At 67.9% G+C, this 20061-nt stretch carries 15 protein-coding genes (1 of these 15 running past the window's edge); 9 read left to right on the top strand and 6 right to left on the bottom strand.

Annotated features, from left to right (window positions below; all coding sequences use genetic code 11):
• Positions 1-188: 188 nt before the first annotated feature.
• The 4 genes from OG627_RS07800 to eccCa form a co-directional block, all read right to left on the bottom strand.
• Positions 189-728: a hypothetical protein gene (locus OG627_RS07800; RefSeq protein ID WP_329062778.1), complete on the bottom strand. Its 540-nt coding sequence runs from the start codon at positions 726-728 to the stop codon at positions 189-191.
• Positions 725-2809 carry a hypothetical protein gene (locus OG627_RS07795; RefSeq protein ID WP_329062776.1) on the bottom strand — a complete coding sequence of 695 codons (2085 nt, stop codon included), beginning with the start codon at positions 2807-2809 and terminating at the stop codon, positions 725-727. Before OG627_RS07795 ends, OG627_RS07800 begins: the two co-directional genes overlap by 4 nt.
• Positions 2809-3258, bottom strand: a complete 450-nt coding sequence (locus OG627_RS07790; protein ID WP_329062775.1) for a hypothetical protein — start codon at positions 3256-3258, stop codon at positions 2809-2811. Before OG627_RS07790 ends, OG627_RS07795 begins: the two co-directional genes overlap by 1 nt.
• Before the next feature lie 195 nt (positions 3259-3453).
• Positions 3454-7428 carry a type VII secretion protein EccCa gene (eccCa, locus tag OG627_RS07785; protein ID WP_329062773.1) on the bottom strand — a complete coding sequence of 1325 codons (3975 nt, stop codon included), beginning with the start codon at positions 7426-7428 and terminating at the stop codon, positions 3454-3456.
• Positions 7429-7901: 473 nt separating this feature from the next.
• Here eccCa and eccD point away from each other — a divergent pair, with 473 nt between their 5' ends.
• The 6 genes from eccD (at position 7902) to OG627_RS07755 (ending at position 15188) form a co-directional block, all read left to right on the top strand.
• On the top strand, positions 7902-9404 hold the full coding sequence (eccD, locus tag OG627_RS07780; protein WP_329062771.1) for a type VII secretion integral membrane protein EccD: 1503 nt from the start codon (positions 7902-7904) through the stop codon (positions 9402-9404).
• A 219-nt stretch (positions 9405-9623) separates the two neighbouring features.
• Positions 9624-9914, top strand: a complete 291-nt coding sequence (rpsO, locus tag OG627_RS07775; protein ID WP_114623975.1) for a 30S ribosomal protein S15 — start codon at positions 9624-9626, stop codon at positions 9912-9914.
• Between the two features lie 400 nt (positions 9915-10314).
• Positions 10315-12540 carry a polyribonucleotide nucleotidyltransferase gene (locus OG627_RS07770; RefSeq protein WP_329062768.1) on the top strand — a complete coding sequence of 742 codons (2226 nt, stop codon included), beginning with the start codon at positions 10315-10317 and terminating at the stop codon, positions 12538-12540.
• The gene (locus OG627_RS07765) at positions 12537-13913 is read left to right on the top strand and encodes a M16 family metallopeptidase (RefSeq protein ID WP_329062766.1); all 1377 of its coding nucleotides are present in this window, start codon (positions 12537-12539) and stop codon (positions 13911-13913) included. The genes OG627_RS07770 and OG627_RS07765 overlap by 4 nt, the downstream gene beginning before the upstream one ends.
• A gap of 64 nt (positions 13914-13977) precedes the next feature.
• Positions 13978-14730: a 4-hydroxy-tetrahydrodipicolinate reductase gene (gene dapB, locus OG627_RS07760; protein ID WP_329062764.1), complete on the top strand. Its 753-nt coding sequence runs from the start codon at positions 13978-13980 to the stop codon at positions 14728-14730.
• A gap of 5 nt (positions 14731-14735) precedes the next feature.
• Positions 14736-15188, top strand: coding sequence for a tetratricopeptide repeat protein (locus tag OG627_RS07755; RefSeq protein ID WP_329062762.1), 453 nt, complete (start codon positions 14736-14738; stop codon positions 15186-15188).
• 122 nt (positions 15189-15310) lie between these two features.
• Here OG627_RS07755 and OG627_RS07750 read toward each other — a convergent pair whose 3' ends face one another.
• Together OG627_RS07750 and OG627_RS07745 are read right to left on the bottom strand one after the other, a co-directional pair.
• The gene (locus OG627_RS07750) at positions 15311-15856 is read right to left on the bottom strand and encodes a hypothetical protein (protein ID WP_329062760.1); all 546 of its coding nucleotides are present in this window, start codon (positions 15854-15856) and stop codon (positions 15311-15313) included.
• 94 nt (positions 15857-15950) lie between these two features.
• Positions 15951-16190: a hypothetical protein gene (locus OG627_RS07745; protein WP_329062758.1), complete on the bottom strand. Its 240-nt coding sequence runs from the start codon at positions 16188-16190 to the stop codon at positions 15951-15953.
• A 205-nt stretch (positions 16191-16395) separates the two neighbouring features.
• Between OG627_RS07745 and thyX the strand changes: the two genes are divergently transcribed.
• The 3 genes from thyX to OG627_RS07730 all read left to right on the top strand — a co-directional run.
• Complete coding sequence (thyX, locus tag OG627_RS07740) at positions 16396-17133, top strand: FAD-dependent thymidylate synthase (protein WP_329062757.1); 738 nt, start codon at positions 16396-16398, stop codon at positions 17131-17133.
• Between the two features lie 296 nt (positions 17134-17429).
• Positions 17430-18329, top strand: a complete 900-nt coding sequence (dapA, locus tag OG627_RS07735; RefSeq protein WP_329062754.1) for a 4-hydroxy-tetrahydrodipicolinate synthase — start codon at positions 17430-17432, stop codon at positions 18327-18329.
• Between the two features lie 164 nt (positions 18330-18493).
• Positions 18494-20061: the 5' portion of a ribonuclease J gene (locus OG627_RS07730; RefSeq protein WP_329062752.1), read on the top strand. Its footprint extends 118 nt past the window's final position; 1568 of the gene's 1686 nt are visible here — the first part of the coding sequence; the start codon lies at positions 18494-18496; the stop codon falls past the right edge of the window.

Genomic DNA, 20061 nt, shown 5'->3' with positions numbered 1-20061 from the left:
TGCGCCAAGTTAACTCACGAAGCTCTTTGCCGGCGGGTTCGCAACCGAGGGTGCTCCCGCCGGCCGAGAGTTTCATGTACGTCGAGACGAACGAGGCGGTGAGGTGCGTTCCCGTGCACCGGTTATTATGGCAATCGCCCGCTGAATACCGTGTATACAGCTTTTTCGAGTCGCAGATAACATGAAGACTACGAGGTGCACCCTATTTTTTTCTTTGTAGCGACTGTGAATTCCCTGGCGAATGACTCGATGTTGTGTCGCCGTTCGGACGTTTTCTCGTTGAAGTCTCCGCGTACGGTCACATCCGTGATGACGTACTTGGATTTCGGCGAAGAACATTTGGCGATTACTATGCTGTCGGTATCCCCTGCCACCCCCTTTCCTTCAAAAGGGAGTGCTTCAATTACCGAAGAATGTGCGATTTTGCGATATTCTTTTGAGGTCTCCGGATCGTAGTAGTTATTGATCTGGTTTATCTCAATGAAAATGATCAACTCTTTGTCCACGTAGATTTTGCATGAACTCAATGGGTGGCTCAAGGAGCCTGTTCGCCCCTTTATTTCTTTACCCTCGGGCAGTAGTGGTGACAGTGTTTTGACATTTATGGGAATGGAGCAGATCTCTCCGGTCAGTACGTATCTATCCTTTTTATTAGTGCATGCCGGAACGGCCGCCAAGAGCGCGCATGTCAACAGGGCGACAGCGCGGGAAGGTGATCCTTTCGTCATCGCTCTCCTCCGGTTCCGTCGGCCTTATTATTTCCGTGGTCGGCTGCGTCTCTAATCTGAGCATATACGCCTACATCACTGGAATAGCCATCACGGCCATCGGTCCATTGGGAGTTTTCTCGATACCATGCGTCCGCCAAGGATTCCAACTGAAGGTTTCTCTTGGAGTAATTGGCGTAACGAGTGTCTGACGACTCACTACTTATTCTGTTGCCCTCGTCTTCAGCCCATTTTGCGGTGATGGCGTCTATTCCTCGCTGCCCGATGTCTGTGAATGGGGTAAGCGCCCCGCCAACTACATGATAGGCCCAGCGCTGCTTCCATGAAACGTCGCGAAGGTCTTTGTCTTCGTCGGCGTTGATGGTCAACTTTCGAGCCTCTTCGAGGAAGCCGACCGTGCGTCCAGTATTATGCAGGCTATCTTCGGGATGGTCTTTCTCGCTGTTGATTTCCGCTATCATGGCATAGTTCATTTGCTCGTTGAGAAGATTGTAGGAATCTTGATTTCTGGATATCTGCTTGCTCACCTCCAGGAGATCTCTATCGTTCATCTCGGTGGATCCGAGTGGGGAACTCATGGCCTTGTGTACCGTGTCGCCGTGGTTACCTAGGGCCCATGCCATGCTCTTGCGCATCTCGGGCGGGAAGTCGTTACCCGTCTCCGCGAGCAGGTTCACCGAGCGCTTGAGGGCTTCCAGGTGCTCATCGGTGTGCTGGACGAACTTCGCGTTCGGATCCTCGGGGTCGCTGATGCCCGAAGTCGCCGCGAACATCGCCTTGCCCGTTGCCTCCAGGGCCGCGTTCGGGCCGCTGTTCGGCGGGCCGTCGTCGAAGGAGCGTCGTTCCTTGAGGACCCACTCGGCGTTGTCCTGGGGATCCTTGGAGTTGAAGAACTCGGTTGCCGCGTCCGGGCTGTTGGCCAGGGCCTTCATGAAACCGGTCATCGGGTCCCGCCCGAAGTCCCCGTCTCCGTCGCCCATGAAGTTCATCCTCGGCGTCGTCAGGCTACTCGTCGCACCGGTCCAGAAGTTCCCGGGGAGCTTCATTTTCTTCTCGGTGGCTACCAGCGATTTTCCGTAGTCGTTGAGGAAACGGTCATCGTAGTCACCGGCCCTCATCAAGTTGCTCATGATCTGGAAGCCCTTGACCTGGGTGCCGCGGGCCTGGATGTTCTCGCCGCTCAGCTTCAGCATGTCCTCCTTCCAGTCCTGCATCTTCGGACTGTCGGAGTGCGTCGCTCCGGCGAGCGTGAGGCTCAGGTTCTTCTGAAGGTCCCCGAACTGGTTGAACCGCGTGTGCTGCAGCGCTCCGTTGTCCGAGGTATCCGAGATGTCGGCCCAGAAGTCGAGAACACCACGGGCGCCCAGGGTGCTGGCGAACTTCTCCTGGAACAGCGGATCGTTCGCGAAGGAGGCCAGTGTCGCGTTGACCTTGTCGAACTCCGCAGGGGACATGTCGTCCCCCTTCTTCTTGATGATCTGCGCGACTTCTTCCGCTTTTTCCAGCGCTTCCACGGCGGACTCCCGGTCGCTGTACGAGGCACCCGAGAAACCCTTGTCCGCCTGGTCGACGATGGCGCGCAGCACCTTGTCGGCCGAAGTGTCGCTCTCGGTCGCCCGGTTCAGTATGCGCTGGACGTCGTCCCTGAGGTAGTCGACGTCCTGCTGGGAGTGCTGGGCCACCTCGGTGCCCTTGGCGGCGCGGTCGGGGTGGATGAGCATGGTGACGGTGAATCCGCCGCCGGTCGTGCTCGTCACCGTGAGGTTCTTCTTGCGGGCCCGCTCGATGGTCTCCTTCAGTTCATCCCGGAAGCCGACGAGTTCATCGCGGGTGTCCTTGAGGATGTCGTGGATGGTGGTCGCCTGAGTAAGGGCGTCCGCGAACTCACCCGCCGTCTTGTCGATGAACTCTCGGGAGACGGTGGCGTTGACACCCTCCCAATTAGCCTTGTCCGCCTTGCGCTTCATGTCCTCGCGGGCGTCTTTTTCGAGCTTTGTGAGGCTGTTGATGACCGTCGACCAGTCGGCGATCGTGGTGTCGAGCGTCGCGAAGTTTCCGTGGACCAGCTGCTCCATGTTCATCAGGACTGCGCCCTCTCGCTGAATCCATCGTCGAGCAGGGCGATGCTGCTGACGGTGGCGACGACGGCCCGATCGTCGCTCCGATGAGTCTTCTGAGTGAAGTTCATGTGGTTGGAAATGTGCCCGCAGGCGTCCAGCAGCGACTGGAGCTGCTTTTCCCACTGCTCCTGCACATGGTGCAGTCCGCCACCGAGCTTGAATCCCTGCGTCGTGAGATCCTTGGCAGCGCTCTGGCTGCTCGACCAGGCGTCACGGCCGTAGCGCCCCAGATCCTCGAAGAGTTCGAAGGCGCTGTTTCCCACCGCGGCCAGATCCGCCTGGTTGACCTTGAGGTCGCCGTCGGCGCCTCCGCCGCCGGCCGTGGAGCCTTCGGCCTGATTCAGCCTCATATGTGTGGACTGTCTTTCGGCCGCAGCGGCCTTCAGCTGTTCCCACTCGTCCCATGCCATCCGTATGGGTCCTTCCCCCGTTGGCGCGTCGCGATAACTGCGCTGACGGTCAATTTAACAATGCGTCCGGCCACGTGCGGACGCGGCCCGAATGCGGCAACAGGCCCTGAACAGCTGTGGAGTGTGTGCGACGGCAATGCCACCGCACACACTCCACAACTTTTACGATTTCTGCGATCTGCGCCGATATCCGAATCAGTGGTGCTCGGCCGGCAGCAGCCCCGTCTGTACCAGCGGATTGCCGCGGCGCCGGGAGACGAAGACGCCTCGGCCCGTCGGCATCGGGCGGGGACGGGCGTTGCCGAAGATCGCGCCCTCGTTGGGGTCGCCCGACAGGATGAGGGCCTGGGCGCCCAGTTCCTGGAGGCGCTGCATGAAGGACTCGTACGCGGACCTGCTCGCGCCCGCCGTGTTGCGGGCGATGATGAAGCGGACGCCGACGTCACGGGCGAAGGGGAGCAGTTCCGTGAGGCCGGACAGCGGGTTGCCGCTGGAGGTGGAGACCAGGTCGTAGTCGTCGATGACGACGTACACCGTCGGGCCGCGCCACCAGCTGCGGTCCCGCAGCTCCTGTGCCGTGACCGTCTCCGAAGGCGTACGGCGCCGCATCAGGTCGGCCAGCGCGTCCATGTGGTGTTCCATGTTGTTGGACATGGGGATGTACTCGGCCAGGTGCGAGGCCGGGGTGGCGTCCAGCAGGGCGCGCCGGTTGTCGATCACGAAGAGCTTGCAGACGTCGCCCTCGTACCGCTCGGTCAGCTGCTTGATGAGCAGTCGCAGCAGGTTGGACTTGCCGGACTCGCTCTCGCCGAAGACCAGCAGGAACGGGTCCTGATCGAAGTTGAGGAAGACCGGCTCCAGGTTGTTCTCGTCGATACCGAAGGCGACTCCGCGCTGCGGGTACGCCGAACCCGCGGGCAGGTCGGAGGCCGGCAGCTCGCGCGGCAGCAGCCGTACGGCGGGGGCTCCGGGCGCGGTCCAGTGCCGCGACACCTCCTGGGTCATCGCGGCCGTTGCCTCCGACAGGTCGCTGTCGGAGTTGATGCTGTCGATCCTCGGCACCGCCGCCATGAAGTGCAGCTTCTCCGGGGTCAGACCGCGTCCCGGCACGCCCGACGGGACATTGACCGCGACCTTGCGGTCCAGCTCCGAGTCCATGGTGTCGCCGAGCCGCAGCTCCAGCCGGTTCATCAGATGGTCCTTGAGATTCGCGCGGACCTCCATCGAGCGCGAGGCCGTGAGGATCACATGGATGCCGTAGCCCAGCCCGCGTGACGCCATGTCCACGACGGCCTGTTCCAGACCCTCGTAGTCCGTACGGAAGTTGCCCCAGCCGTCGACGAGCAGGAACACGTCGCCCCACGGCTGCTCGGTCATCGAGATGTCACCGCGCGCCCGCAGCCTGCGGTAGGTGGCGATGGAGTCGATGCCCGAGGTGCGGAAGTACTCCTCGCGCCGCGCCAGCACGCCGTAGACCTCGGCGACCGTACGCCGTACCCGCTCGGGGTCGAGGCGTGAGGCGATGCCGCCGACGTGCGGCAGCCCGGAGATCGAGGACAGCCCGCCGCCGCCGAAGTCGAGACCGTAGAACTGCACCTCCTGCGGGGTGTGCGTCAGCGCGAACGCCGACACGATGGTGCGCAGCAGTGTGGACTTGCCGGACTGCGGGCCGCCGACGATCTGCATATGGCCCGCCGCTCCGGAGAAGTCCCGGTACAGCGTGTCGCGGCGCTGCTCGAAAGGCTTGTCGACCACACCCAGCGGTACGACCAGACGTCCCGCCCCCTCGAAGCCCGGCTGGGTCAGCCCACGGCCGGGCACCCCCGCCAGTCCCGGCAGCAGCTCGTCCATGGCCGGCGGATTGTCCAGCGGGGGCAGCCACACCTGGTGGGCCTCGGCGCCGCGCCCTTCGAGCCGGCGCACGATCACGTCGAGCACGGAGTCGGCCAGCGCGTCGTCCTCCGCCGGGCGCCCCTCCGGCACGCGGGAACCGGCGGCCGGCTCCACGTACCGCACGGGCACCGGAGCGGCCGTGAAGGGGACGGGCCTGCGGTCCACCGGCAGCGGTCCGCCCGCCCCGGCGCTCTGCTGCGTCCCGGTCCGGTACACCCCGGAGACGTACGCCGCCTTGAACCGGACCATCTCGTCCGTACCGAACTTCAGATACCCGGAACCGGGGACGTTGGGCAGCTGGTAGGCGTCGGGGACCCCGATGGCCGCCCGCGACTCGGCCGCCGAGAACGTCCGCAGACCGACCCGGTACGACAGATACGTCTCCAGACCGCGCAGCCGGCCCTCCTCCAGCCGCTGCGAGGCCAGCAGCAGATGCACGCCCAGCGACCGGCCGATACGACCGATCTGCACGAACATCTCGATGAAGTCCGGCATCGCGGTGAGCAGTTCGCTGAACTCGTCGATGACCAGCACGAGGGAAGGAATCGGCTGCAACGGGGCGCCCGCCGCGCGCGCCTTCTCGTAGTCGTGGATGTTGGCGTAGTTGCCCGCGTCGCGCAGCATCTCCTGGCGCCGGTTGAGTTCACCGCGGATGGAGTCGCCCATGCGGTCCACCAGCGTCAGATCGTCGGCCAGGTTGGTGATCACCGCGGCGACGTGCGGCATCTGGGACATCCCGGCGAAGGTCGCGCCGCCCTTGAAGTCCGCGAGTACGAAGTTGAGGGTCTCCGACGAATGGGTGACCGCGAGCCCCAGCACCAGCGTGCGCAGCAGCTCCGACTTTCCGGAACCGGTCGCTCCCACGCACAGACCGTGCGGCCCCATGCCCTCCTGCGCCGCCTCCTTCAGGTCCAGCATCACCGGAGCGCCGTCCTCGCCGACCCCGATGGGCACCCGCAGCCGCTCGGCCTGCGAGCGGGGCCGCCAGGTACGCGTGACATCGACGGAGGCCGCGTCGCCCAGATTCAGCAGATCGGTGAAGTCCAGATTGGCGAGCAGCGGTTCGTCGTCGTCACCGCCCGAGGCCACCCGGAGCGGGGCGAGCTGCCGGGCGAGCGCCTCGGCCGCCTCCTCGCTGAGCTGGTCGGGCACCCCGTCGTACACCAGGCCGTGCCCGGACTCCAGTTGCAGCGAATCGGGGTGCACGACCACGGACAGACCGCCACGCGCCCCCTGCGCCTCGCCGGGTACGACCTCGATGACCGTCACGCCCTGAAGCCCCTCGGCGGCGGCGAACACCGACATGGGAGGTACGGACTGGCCGTCGAGCACCACCACGATGTGCGGCTGGTCCAGCAGCGGATGACCGCCCCCCTGGAAACGCGGCCGGCCCTCCAGCCGCTCGGCGAGCAGCTCCTCCAGCTCCAGCACGTCCGTGGTGATCAGACGCCGGCTGCCCGCGCCGTCACCGTTGCCCCGCGCCTGGGCGTGCGGCAGCCACTTCGCCCACTCCCAGCGCGGCGCCGCCTCGCGCCCGGCGACCACGGCGACGACCAGATCCTCCGGCGAGTGCATCGAGACCAGCGAGCCGACCATCGCGCGGGCGGTGGAGCGCACGCACCGCGGCTCGCCGCTGACGGTCAGGTGGTAGAAGGCCCGCAGCGAGATGGCCATCGGCAGCCCGTCGAGGGTGCTGTGCGCCATGATGAACTGCTGCATCGCCCCCGCGGTGAGCGGTTCCAGCTCGTCAACGGGCGCGGTCTCGGGCGCGACGAGCGGGGTCGCGAGCTGCTGACTGCCCAGCCCGATCCGCACCTGCCCGAAGTCGTCGTCGGCCGCGCGCCGCTCCCAGACCCGGCTGCCCTCGGCGACCAGCGCCCACAGCTGCTCGGGCGACGGATGCAGATAGAACTGCGCGTCGCGCTGGAGATGCGCCGTCCTCAGCACGGAGCGCCTGGTCTGCGTCAGGTACTTGAGATAGTCGCGCCGCATGTCGGCGAGCTGACCCTGGCTGCCGCGCCGGTGGCGGACCAGCATCGCGATGGCCATGGCGACCGTCGAGGCGATCATCACCATGCCCATGATCCGCATGATCGGATTCGGCGTCATGAAGAAGAAGACGACCGAGCCGCCCATGCCCAGCATCGGCAGCAGCTGCATCATCGCCCCCTCCTGCTGCCCGCGCGGCAGCTCGGGAGGGGATTGCAACTGCACGTGATCCGCGGGAACTTCGGCGGGTAGGGCCCGTGGTGGGCGCTTGACGACGATCTGACTCACTGCTCACCAATTCCCTTGCCGGATGGAAATGTTCCTATCGGCGCCCCCGTGGCGACGGGTTCCATCCGCGGGGAGGGATCCTACTTGCGCGGGAGGAAAGGGCGTGGCGGTAGGGTGGCGCGACGTGTTTGCTCGCCGATGAACTACCGCAAAACGGAGGGACATTCGGGAAGCGGACAGGACGCGGACAGGAAGCGGACGGAGGCGCGGAGAGGAAGCGGCCGGAAGGCGGACGGGAGGCGCCCCGGCGGCACACCGTCCAACAGGACGGCACCGTGCGGTGGGACCCGTCGGCGTACGTACGGGACATGGGACGTACGCGTACGGCACACGGCACGCACACATCACCCGCACGTACCGGATACGCGCGTGACGGACCACCGGAGACGGGACGGCCGGACACGCGCGCACATCAGGGACACCGAACACCGCAAGAACATCGCAAGAACCACGAGGGGAAACAGCAGGTGAGTATGACGGCCCCAGCGGCGGTCTCCGAAGCCCGGCACACGGGCCCGGCCGCCCCGCCCCGCGGCGGCACCGGGTTCTGCCGGGTCACGGTCGTCGCGCCGGACAGTCGCGTCGACGTGGCGTTGCCCGAGGACATCCCCGTCGCCGACCTCTACCCGGAGATCCTCCGGCTGTCGGGACAGAGCCCCGCCGAGGGCGCCCCGGTCGGCTACCACCTGGTGCGCCGCGACGGCACCGTGCTCGACGGCGCGCGGTCCCTGGCCGCGCAGCGCATCCTCGACGGCGAGCTGTTCTCGCTGCGGCCCTTCGCCGAGTCACTGCCCCCGGCGGTCTTCGACGACGTCTCCGACGCCGTCGCCTCCGCCGTCGCCCGCGACCGCACGCTGTGGACCGACAGCCTGACGCGCGGCGCCGGACTCTTCGGCGGGTCGGTCCTGCTGTCGCTGGTCGCCTTCGTCCTGTGGACCGCCGACCCCCGGCACGACATGCACGGCCTGCCCGGCATCCTGGCCGCCGTCGTCGGCGTCCTGCTGCTCGCCCTCGCGGGCGCACGGGCCCGGGTGTACGACGACCGGGCCTCGGCCGTCGCCCTGGGCATCGGCTCACTGGCCAACCTCGCGGTCGCCGGCGCCGGACTGCTGCCGCTGGCAGCGGGGGAGGGCATCGGCCGGCTCCAGTTCCTGCTGGCCTGTGTCGCCGTGCTGGTCGCCTCGGTGATCCTCACCATCGCCGCGCCCGGCGGCGACGGCCCCTTCGTCGCCTTCGTCCTCGCCGCCGCCATCGGCGTGCTGGTGACCTTCGTCGCGATCATCACCGGCATGGAGCCCGCCGAGACCGCCGCGGTCTGCGCGCCCCTCGCCGTCGGCGCGCTCGCCTTCCTGCCCGGCCTCTCCACCCGCTTCGCCCGGCTGCCCATCGGCTTCGAACCCCCGCGCTCTGCCGTCGGCGGGTACGGGGCCGAGGAGCCCGCGCCCCAGGAACCGATCGACGCCGAACGCGTCGCCGCCCGCGCCCGGCGCGGACACGAGCTGCTGGTCGGCCTGGTCGGCGGCTGCGCGCTCGTCGCGGTGGGCGCCGCCGCGGTGCTCGGATTCTCCGACGGCGTCTGGGGGCAGTTGCTCGCCCTCGCCACCGGCGTCGCCATGCTGATGCGCGCGTACCTCTTCCGCTACACCGCCCAGGTCGGCTGCGCCCTGGCGGCGGGCCTCGGCGCGCTGGTGCTGCTCGTCCTCGGCCTGTGCCTCAACCCGCCCGTGGCCCTGATGCACGACGCGCTCAGGGGCGACGGCGCCGCGCTCGACATCCGTACGATCTGGCTGACCACCGCGGTCGCCGCCGTGGCCGCGCTGATCACCGCCATCGGACTGATCGTGCCGCGCAAGGGCGTGACCCCCTTCTGGGGCCGCTTCCTGGAGATCGCGGAAGCCTTCGTGCTGCTGACGCTCGTACCGCTGTGCCTCGCGGTCTTCGACGTCTACCACTCGATCCGCGCGCTGACCTCCTGAGCCGCCCGCGCCCCCGCCCGTCCGTGCGCCGGGGGCGCGGCGAGTGGCCCCCGAACGGGCTGGTACTCTGGGCGACGGCCGTTTGTGCGCGTATCCCCGGACCCTGTACAGGATCCCCGGACCGCGCGTGACGGATCTCCCGCCTCCCGAGTCACGGAAGCTCCCCAGAGTATTCGACCTGGGGCACTCGAAGGCCACGAAGACCCACGAGGAGTACGCGTGCCGCTCGACGCCGCTACGAAGAAGACGATCATGACCGAGTTCGGCACCAAGGAGGGCGACACCGGCTCCCCCGAGGTCCAGGTCGCCATGCTGTCGCGCCGGATCTCGGACCTGACCGAGCACCTCAAGACCCACAAGCACGACCACCACTCGCGTCGTGGTCTGCTCATCCTGGTCGGTCAGCGCCGCCGCCTGCTCCAGTACCTGGCCAAGAAGGACATCCAGCGCTTCCGTGCGCTGGTCGACCGCCTGGGCATCCGCCGCGGTGCGGCCGGCGGTGCCAAGTAAGACACCGTGAAGGGAGCGGTTCCCACTTCCAGGGGGCCGCTCCTTTCGCGTACGCGCGCCCGAGCGAACGGCACGGGCGCGTACGTACGACCGCACGCACAGAACACGCGTACGGCTGTACGGGGCGAACCGGGCGCCCCGCCCGGGACGGCCGGAATGCCATCCCGCGGCCAAGCTCAGTAATCTGGTGCACGAGCACAACTGAAGAGCACGCGCACCCGCACCACTGAAGAGGAGGAGCGATCTCCACCGCCGCCGGTCCTCGGTAGTGGCGCCCGGAATGAGCGGCCCATGCCGCCGCCCCGGGTGCTTCGATCGAAGACCGGCCCGCACGAAGGAGCGCTTCTCCGCCACGTCCCCTGCCACACGGGCACCGGACGAAGACGAGGAGAAAACACTAGTGGAGAACGAGACCCACTACGCCGAGGCCGTTATCGACAACGGAACCTTCGGCACCCGCACCATCCGCTTCGAGACGGGCCGGCTGGCCAAGCAGGCCGCCGGTTCCGCCGTGGCCTACCTGGACGACGACACCATGGTGCTGTCGGCCACCACCGCCTCCAAGAAGCCCAAGGACCAGCTCGACTTCTTCCCCCTCACGGTGGACGTCGAGGAGCGCCAGTACGCGGCCGGAAAGATCCCCGGATCCTTCTTCCGCCGCGAGGGCCGTCCCTCCGAGGACGCGATCCTCACCTGCCGCCTGATCGACCGCCCGCTGCGCCCCTCCTTCAAGAAGGGCCTGCGCAACGAGATCCAGATCGTCGAGACGATCATGGCGCTCAACCCCGACCACCTGTACGACGTGGTCGCGATCAACGCCGCCTCCTGCTCCACGCAGCTGGCCGGCCTGCCCTTCTCCGGCCCCATCGGCGGCACCCGCGTCGCCCTCATCAAGGGCCAGTGGGTCGCCTTCCCGACGCACACCGAGCTTGAGGACGCCGTCTTCGACATGGTCGTCGCTGGCCGCGTCCTGGAGGACGGCGACGTCGCGATCATGATGGTCGAGGCCGAGGCCACCACGAAGACCATCCAGCTCGTCCAGGACGGCGCCGAGGCCCCCACCGAGGAGGTCGTCGCCGCCGGTCTGGAAGCCGCGAAGCCCTTCATCAAGGCCCTCTGCAAGGCCCAGGCCGACCTCGCCGCCAAGGCCGCCAAGCCCACCGGCGAGTTCCCGGTCTTCCTCGACTACCAGGACGACGTCCTGGAGGCGCTGACCGCCGCCGTCCGCAGCGAGCTGGCCCAGGCGCTGACCATCGCGGGCAAGCAGGACCGCGAGGCCGAGCTGGACCGCGTCAAGGAGCTGGCCGCCGAGAAGCTGCTCCCGCAGTTCGAGGGGCGCGAGAAGGAGATCTCCGGCGCCTACCGCGCGCTGACCAAGTCCCTGGTGCGCGAGCGCGTCATCAAGGACAAGGTCCGCATCGACGGCCGCGGCGTCACGGACATCCGTACGCTCGCCGCCGAGGTCGAGGCCATCCCGCGCGTGCACGGCTCCGCGCTGTTCGAGCGTGGCGAGACCCAGATCCTGGGCGTCACCACCCTCAACATGCTCCGCATGGAGCAGCAGCTGGACACCCTCTCCCCGGTGACCCGCAAGCGCTACATGCACAACTACAACTTCCCGCCCTACTCGGTCGGCGAGACCGGCCGCGTCGGTTCGCCGAAGCGCCGCGAGATCGGCCACGGCGCGCTCGCCGAGCGGGCCATCGTGCCGGTGCTCCCGACGCGCGAGGAGTTCCCCTACGCGATCCGCCAGGTCTCCGAGGCGCTGGGCTCCAACGGCTCGACGTCCATGGGCTCGGTCTGCGCCTCCACCATGTCGCTGCTGAACGCCGGTGTGCCGCTCAAGGCCCCCGTCGCCGGTATCGCCATGGGCCTGATCTCCCAGGAGATCGACGGCAAGACCCACTACGTCGCCCTCACCGACATCCTCGGTGCGGAGGACGCCTACGGCGACATGGACTTCAAGGTCGCCGGTACGAAGACGTTCGTCACCGCGCTCCAGCTCGACACCAAGCTCGACGGCATCCCCGCCTCGGTCCTGGCCGCCGCGCTGAAGCAGGCCCGCGACGCCCGCCTCCACATTCTCGATGTGATGAACGAGGCCATCGACGTCCCGGACGAGATGTCCCCGAACGCCCCGCGGATCATCACCGTCAAGATCCCGGTGGACAAGATCGGTGAGGTCATCGGCCCCAAGGGCAAGATGATCAACCAGATCCAGGAGGACACCGGCGCCGACATCACGATCGAGGACGACGGCACCATCTACATCGGTGCCGCCGACGGACCGGCCGCCGAGGCCGCCCGCGCCACGATCAACAGCATCGCCAACCCGACCATGCCGGAGGTCGGCGAGCGCTACCTGGGTACGGTCGTCAAGACCACCACCTTCGGTGCCTTCGTCTCCCTGATGCCCGGCAAGGACGGACTGCTGCACATCTCGCAGATCCGCAAGCTCGCCGGCGGCAAGCGCGTCGAGAACGTCGAGGACGTGCTCGGTGTGGGCCAGAAGGTCCAGGTCGAGATCGCCGAGATCGACCAGCGCGGCAAGCTCTCCCTCATCCCCGTTCTCGAGGACGAAGAGGCCGCGGAGACCGAGGACGCGAAGGACGACGCCTCCAAGTGACATCCAGCTCCAGGACGACGGCCCGCACCTCCTCGGAGGCGCGGGCCGTCGCCCGTACCCAAACCCTGCTCAAGGGCGAGAACGGGATCGGTACGGTCCGCCGTACCACCCTCCCCGGCGGCCTGCGCGTCGTCACCGAATCCCTCCCGTCGGTGCGCTCCGCGACCTTCGGGATCTGGGTGCAGGTCGGCTCGCGCGACGAGACCCCCGCCCTCAACGGTGCCACCCACTACCTGGAACACCTCCTCTTCAAGGGCACGCGGCAGCGCAGCGCCCTCGACATCTCCTCCGCGATCGACGCGGTCGGCGGCGAGATGAACGCCTTCACGGCGAAGGAGTACACCTGCTACTACGCGCGGGTGCTGGACACCGATCTGCCACTGGCCATCGACGTCGTCTGCGACATGCTCACCGGCTCGCTCATCGAGGCGGCCGACGTCGACGCCGAGCGCGGGGTCATCCTCGAAGAGATCGCCATGACCGAGGACGACCCGGGCGACTGCGTGCACGACCTGTTCGCGCAGACCATGTTCGGCGACAGCCCCCTCGGACGGCCCGTCCTCGGCACCGTCGAGACCGTCAACGACCTCGACCGCGACCGGATCGCCCGCTTCTACCGGAAGCACTACGACCCGACGCGCCTCATCGTGGCCGCCGCCGGCAACATCGACCACGCCGCGGTGGTACGCCGTGTCCGCAAGGCGTTCGACAAGGCCGGCGCCCTCTCCCGTACGGACGCCACCCCCGTCGCACCCCGCGAGGGCAGCCGGACCGTCCGCGCCGCGGGCCGGGTCGAGCTGCTGAACCGCAGGACCGAGCAGGCCCATGTGGTCCTCGGCATGCCCGGCCTCGCCCGCACCGACGAGCGGCGCTGGGCCCTCGGCGTACTGAACACCGCGCTCGGCGGCGGCATGAGTTCCCGCCTCTTCCAGGAGGTACGGGAGAAGCGCGGCCTCGCCTACAGCGTGTACTCGTACACCTCGGGCTTCGCCGACTGCGGCCTCTTCGGCGTCTACGCCGGCTGCCGCCCCAGCCAGGTCCACGACGTACTGCGGATCTGCCGCGACGAACTCGACCGGGCCGCCGCCGACGGGATCAGCGACGAGGAGATCGGCCGCGCCGTCGGCCAGCTCTCCGGCTCCACGGTCCTCGGCCTGGAGGACACCGGCGCGCTGATGAACCGCATCGGCAAGAGCGAGCTGTGCTGGGGCGCCCAGATGTCCGTGGACGAGATGCTGGAACGGATAGCCGCGGTCACCCCCGACGACGTGCGCGCGGTGGCCCGCGATGTACTGGGACAGCGCCCGTCGCTGTCCGTCATCGGACCGCTCAAGGACAAGCAGGCCGCCCGCCTCGACGCGGCGGTCTCCTGACCCGGTCGCTGACACCGGGCCGAGGGCACCGGGCCGCGGCCCAGAAGCCGAAGGAAGCAGAGCAATGAGCAAGCTGCGTGTGGCCGTCGTCGGAGCCAAGGGCCGCATCGGCTCCGAGGCCGTACGGGCCGTCGAGGCCGCCGAGGACCTGGAACTGGTCGCCGCCCTCGGCCGGGGCGACGAGCTGGAGACGCTGGTGGAGACCGGCACCCAGGTCGTGGTGGAACTGACCACCCCGGCCTCGGTGATGGACAACCTCGACTTCTGCGTACGCCACGGCATCCACGCGGTCGTCGGCACCACCGGCTGGACCGACGAGCGGCTCGCGCGGCTGGGCACCTCGCTCGCCGCCTCCCCGGACACCGGGGTGCTGATCGCGCCGAACTTCTCCATCGGCGCGGTCCTCACCATGAAGTTCGCCGAGACGGCCGCCCGTTACTTCGAGTCCGTCGAGATCATCGAACTGCACCACCCCAACAAGGCCGACGCGCCGTCCGGCACCGCCCACCGCACCGCCCAGCTCGTGGCCGCCGCCCGCGCCGACGCGGGCCTCGCCCCGCAGCCCGACGCCACGGTCACGGCGCTGGACGGAGCGCGCGGCGCCGATGTGGACGGGGTACGGGTGCACTCCGTACGCCTCCGGGGCCTCCTCGCCCACCAGGAGGTCGTCCTCGGCGGCGAGGGCGAGACCCTCACCGTCCGCCACGACTCCCTGCACCACAGCAGCTTCATGCCGGGCATCCTGCTCGGTGTGCGCCGCGTGGTGTCCGCCCCCGGCCTCACCTTCGGCCTGGAACACTTCCTCGACCTGAGCTGACTCCCATGCGCGCAAAGATCACCTACTTCCTCACGGCCGCCGTCCTGGTCGTCTACTTCGTCCTGGTCGGCAGCCGTGGCGTGCTGCTGATCGAGCAGGGCACGCTGCTCACCGTCACCTTCGGTGTCGCGGTGCTGATCCTGCCGCTGATCGGTCTCTGGTTCCTCTGGAAGAACACCCAGTTCGTCACCCGGGCCAACCGGCTCGCCGAGGAGCTGGAGGCCGAGGGCGGGCTGCCCGTGGACGAGCTGGTGCGTACCCCCGGCGGGCGGATCGACCGGGACTCCGCGGACGCCGTCTTCGCCGAGCGGCGCGCCGAGACGGAGGACTCGCCGGGCGACTGGCGCTGCTGGTTCCGGCTGGCCGTCGCCTACCACGACGCGCGGGACACGCCGCGTGCCCGCAAGGCCATGCAACGGGCCATCGCACTGCACGACGGCAAGCCCGTACCCGCCTGAGCGGGCGCCGCCGTCCGCCCGTACCGGCACCGGAAACGCGTGAGCGGGGTACGGCCTCCACTGGAGGCCGTACCCCGCTCACTCACGCACACCGGGTGTACGGGACAGCCCGTACGGGACGGTCAGGACGGGCGGTACTCGGCGCCCCACGCCTCGACCGTGTCCGCCGCCCGCTCGAACGCCTCACCGCGCGACAGGAAGTCCGCGTTGTGATCGGTGAGCAGCGCCAGCGGCTCACCCTGTCGGCGTACGACCACGAGGGCCTGGCCCTGCACGGTACGCGGCAGCCCGAGCCAGCGGACCGGCTGCTGGACCGTACGGACGGCCGTGGCCTTGTCCCACGAGACGGTGACGGTCATGAGCAGCCGCACCCGGCGTACGCCGTGCCGGCTGACCCACGCCCCCATCCGCAGCATCCGCAGAGCGATGGCGATGACCACCGCGGCGACGACGAAGCACACGGCCGCGCCGGACAGGGAGCCCGCGGCGGCGATGATCACCGTCGCGAGCAGAACGAACGAGGCCAACAGCAGAAGCAGCGCAGCCGCTGCCACCCGCCAGGGGCCCGGGCGGTACGGACGCCGCCATTGATCATGATCGTCGAAGGGCAGCGCGACATCATCGGTCGCGTCAAAAGCCCGGTCGGCCGTCAGGAAGGGCAGGGGCACGACTGATCCTCACTCACAAGCACGCTCGATTGCTGTGCCCGGTGAGGCTACCGATCAGGCCCCCGTCCGGACCAGCCGAGGGGGGCCGGACGAGTCAGCGGCCCTGAGATGCCTCGGACTGCTGACTGTGCCCCGCGGACTGTCCGGTCTCCAGCGCGGGCGTCCCGAGCAGCAGCGCTCCGACGAATCCGGCGGCGACGGTGAGTCCGATCAGCGTACGGCCCATGAGCTGTGACACGGTGGCGCGCTGTCTGGGGGGCGGGGTGACATTACTGCGGAAGCTGTCGGCCTCGGCGACGAATGCGAACGGGACGGCCTCTCGCCGGCGGAACATGGGGGGCACTCCTCAAGATCTCTTCTCCGAACGCGGCCGCTGTGCCGGCCGCTACAGGGTGAGACGAACAAGGGCGCCATTCGGTGCCCGATTTCCGGGAATTGGCGGAGGAACGTCATGAGTGGCCCTCCGCCGCCGGTCGCTGTCAGTGGCGAGCCGTAGAGTGGGCGCCGCCCGAGCGATGCGACTGGAAGGACCCCCGCCGGTGAGCGACACCCCCGCCGAGACCAAGCCGAGCTTCCGCAGCGATGTCACTGTCGACCTGGTGAAACACACCGCGGGCGACTCCGACGTGCTGTGGGCCGCTCGTGTCTCCACCGCAGGCGAGCAGTCCCTGGAAGAGATCACGAAGGACCCCGAGCGCTCAAAGGGGCTGATCAACTACCTGATGCGGGACCGCCACGGCAGCCCCTTCGAGCACAACTCGATGACCTTCTTCATCAGCGCCCCGATCTTCGTCTTCCGCGAGTTCATGCGCCACCGCGTCGGCTGGTCCTACAACGAGGAATCAGGCCGCTACCGGGAGCTCCAGCCGGTCTTCTACGTGCCCGACGCGTCGCGCAAGCTCGTCCAGGAGGGCCGTCCCGGCAAGTACGTCTTCGTCGACGGCAGCCCGGAGCAGCAGGAGCTGACGGGCCGCGCGATGGAGGGCGCCTACCGTCAGGCGTACGAGGCGTATCAGGAGATGCTCGCCGCCGGCGTGGCCCGTGAGGTGGCCCGCGCGGTCCTGCCCGTGGGTCTCTTCTCCTCGATGTACGCCACCTGTAACGCGCGCTCGCTGATGCACTTCCTCGGGCTGCGCACCCAGCACGAACAGGCGAAGGTCCCGTCCTTCCCGCAGCGCGAGATCGAGATGGTCGGCGAGCGCATGGAGGAGCACTGGGCGAAGCTCATGCCGCTCACCCACGCGGCCTTCAACGCGAACGGCCGTGTCGCGCCGTAGCCGGTTCGCGCGTTCCCCCGGTCCGGGCGGGAGAGGCCCTGTCGTGTGTCCCAGGACCGCCACGGACCTGTTTCCGGACTGTTCCAGGTTCGCTCCTGGACCGTTCCTGACCGATCTGGGGCACATGTGTACGGTCGGCCATGAGAAGTGTCCGTATTGCGGCGTTTCACGAACTTCATCTAGGCTGATCAAACGGACCCGGCACTGCTTGAACCCCCGAGCAGGCAGTGCCGGGCTCCTCTTGTCCCGTCCCCCAAGGGGACACGGTGAGCTGAGCAGCGAGTAGCGTGTTACCCATGGCTCCGATCTCCACTCCGCAGACCCCCTTCGGGCGGGTCCTCACCGCGATGGTCACGCCCTTCACGGCGGACGGCGCACTCGACCTCGACGGTGCCCAGCGGCTCGCCGTCCATCTGGTGGACGCAGGCAACGACGGCCTCGTCCTGAACGGCACCACCGGTGAGTCGCCGACCACCAGTGACGCGGAGAAAGACCAGCTCGTACGAGCGGTCCTGGAGGCCGTCGGAGACCGGGCCCACATCGTCGCCGGCGTCGGCACCAACGACACCCGGCACAGCCTGGAACTGGCCCGCGCCGCCGAACGCGCCGGGGCGCACGGCCTGCTCGCGGTGACCCCGTACTACAACAAGCCTCCGCAGGAGGGCCTCTTCCGGCACTTCTACGCCATCGCGGACGCGACCGAACTGCCGGTCATGCTGTACGACATCCCCGGCCGCAGCGGTGTCCCCATCGACACCGAGACGATCGTCCGGCTCGCCCAGCACCCGCGCATCGTCGCCAACAAGGACGCCAAGGGCGACCTCGGCCGCGCCAGCTGGGCCATCGCGCAGTCCGGGCTCGCCTGGTACTCCGGCGACGACATGCTCAACCTGCCGCTGCTCTCGGTCGGCGCGGTCGGCTTCGTCTCGGTCGTCGGCCACGTCGTCACCCCGGAGCTGCGCCAGCTGCTCGACGCGCACCTCACCGGTGACGTCCAGAAGGCGACCGAGATCCACCAGAAGCTGCTCCCGGTCTTCACCGGCATGTTCCGCACCCAGGGCGTCATCACCACCAAGGCCGCCCTCACGTTGCGCGAGCTGCCCGCCGGACCGCTGCGCCTCCCGCTCGTCGAGCTTTCGGCCCACGAAACGGCCCAGCTCAAGATCGATCTCGCGGCCGGCGGGGTACAGCTCTAACCAACGACTTCACAACTGAATACGCGACAACGGCAAGCCATCGACACACCCAGGAGCGGGAAACCGGTCCGTACGTACAGCCCACACAGACAACAGCAAGTGTACGAATGTCATGCGCGCCACGTGCCTCAGAGGTACGTGGCGCGTGTGGTGAGGAGAGTCTTTTGAGTCATCCGCATCCTGAACTCGGCGCCCCGCCGAAGCTGCCCAAGCACGGCCTGCGTGTAACCCCGCTGGGCGGTCTGGGCGAAATCGGCCGGAATATGACGGTCTTCGAGTACAACGGCCGTCTGCTCATCGTCGACTGCGGCGTCCTCTTCCCCGAGGAGGAGCAGCCCGGTATCGACCTGATCCTGCCGGACTTCACCACGATCCGGGACCGTCTGGACGACATCGACGGGGTTGTGCTCACGCACGGCCACGAGGACCACATCGGTGGCGTCCCCTATCTGCTCCGGCTGAAGCCGGACATTCCGCTGATCGGCTCCAAGCTGACCCTCGCGCTGATCGAGGCGAAGCTCCAGGAGCACCGCATCCGCCCGTACACCCTTGAGGTCACCGAGGGGCACCGCGAGCGCATCGGCCCGTTCGACTGCGAGTTCGTCGCGGTCAACCACTCCATCCCGGACGCCCTGGCCGTCGCCATCCGCACCCCCACGGGCATGGTGGTCCACACGGGCGACTTCAAGATGGACCAGCTTCCGCTGGACCGCAGGCTGACCGACCTGCCCACCTTCGCCAAGCTCGGCGAGGAGGGCATCGACCTGCTGCTCTCGGACTCGACCAACGCGGAGGTCCCGGGCTTCGTCCCGCCGGAGAAGGACATCTCGAACGTCCTGCGGCAGGTCTTCGCGAACGCCCAGAAGCGGATCATCGTGGCCAGCTTCGCCAGCCACGTGCATCGCATCCAGCAGATCCTGGACGCCGCCCACGAGTACGGCAGAAGGGTGGCCTTCGTCGGCCGCTCCATGGTCCGCAACATGGGGATCGCCCGTGACCTGGGCTATCTCAAGGTCCCCGCCGGGCTGGTCGTGGACGTCAAGACACTCGACGACCTTCCGGACCACGAGGTCGTCCTCGTCTGCACCGGCTCCCAGGGTGAGCCGATGGCCGCTCTGTCCCGGATGGCCAACCGCGACCACCAGATCCGGATCGTCCAGGGCGACACGGTGATCCTGGCGTCGTCCCTCATCCCGGGCAACGAGAACTCGGTCTACCGGGTGATCAACGGCCTGACCAGGTGGGGCGCGAACGTCATCCACAAGGGCAATGCCAAGGTCCATGTCTCGGGCCACGCCTCGGCCGGCGAGCTGTTGTACTTCTACAACATCTGCAAGCCGAAGAACCTGATGCCCGTCCACGGGGAATGGCGCCATCTGCGCGCCAACGCCGAGCTGGGCGCGCTGACGGGGGTCCCCAAGGACCGCATCGTCATCGCGGAGGACGGCGTCGTCGTCGACCTCGTCGACGGCAAGGCCAGGATCGTGGGCAAGGTCCAGGCCGGTTACGTCTACGTGGACGGCCTCTCGGTGGGCGACGTCACCGAGACGCACCTCAAGGACCGCCGCATCCTCGGCGACGAGGGCATCATCTCCGTGTTCGTGGTGGTCGACTCCACCACGGGCAAGGTCGTGGGCGGGCCGCACTTCCAGGCCCGCGGATCCGGCATCGAGGACTCGGCGTTCGCGGCCGTACTGCCCAAGGTCGAAGAGGCCATCGGCAGAGCGGCCTC

Origin of the sequence: Streptomyces sp. NBC_01429 (genome assembly GCF_036231945.1) — a bacterium.
Taxonomy (GTDB): Bacteria; Actinomycetota; Actinomycetes; order Streptomycetales; family Streptomycetaceae; genus Streptomyces.
This window is presented reverse-complemented; position numbering and strand designations above follow the sequence as displayed.

Excerpts from the sequence above, each read along its gene's own strand:
- OG627_RS07800 (WP_329062778.1), bottom strand. The coding sequence starts at position 728 with ATGACGAAAGGATCACCTTCCCGCGCTGTCGCCCTGTTGACATGCGCG.
- OG627_RS07795 (WP_329062776.1), bottom strand. The coding sequence starts at position 2,809 with ATGAACATGGAGCAGCTGGTCCACGGAAACTTCGCGACGCTCGACACC.
- OG627_RS07790 (WP_329062775.1), bottom strand. The coding sequence starts at position 3,258 with ATGGCATGGGACGAGTGGGAACAGCTGAAGGCCGCTGCGGCCGAAAGA.
- eccD (WP_329062771.1), top strand. The coding sequence starts at position 7,902 with ATGACGGCCCCAGCGGCGGTCTCCGAAGCCCGGCACACGGGCCCGGCC.
- dapB (WP_329062764.1), top strand. The coding sequence starts at position 13,978 with ATGAGCAAGCTGCGTGTGGCCGTCGTCGGAGCCAAGGGCCGCATCGGC.
- OG627_RS07755 (WP_329062762.1), top strand. The coding sequence starts at position 14,736 with ATGCGCGCAAAGATCACCTACTTCCTCACGGCCGCCGTCCTGGTCGTC.
- OG627_RS07745 (WP_329062758.1), bottom strand. The coding sequence starts at position 16,190 with ATGTTCCGCCGGCGAGAGGCCGTCCCGTTCGCATTCGTCGCCGAGGCC.
- dapA (WP_329062754.1), top strand. The coding sequence starts at position 17,430 with ATGGCTCCGATCTCCACTCCGCAGACCCCCTTCGGGCGGGTCCTCACC.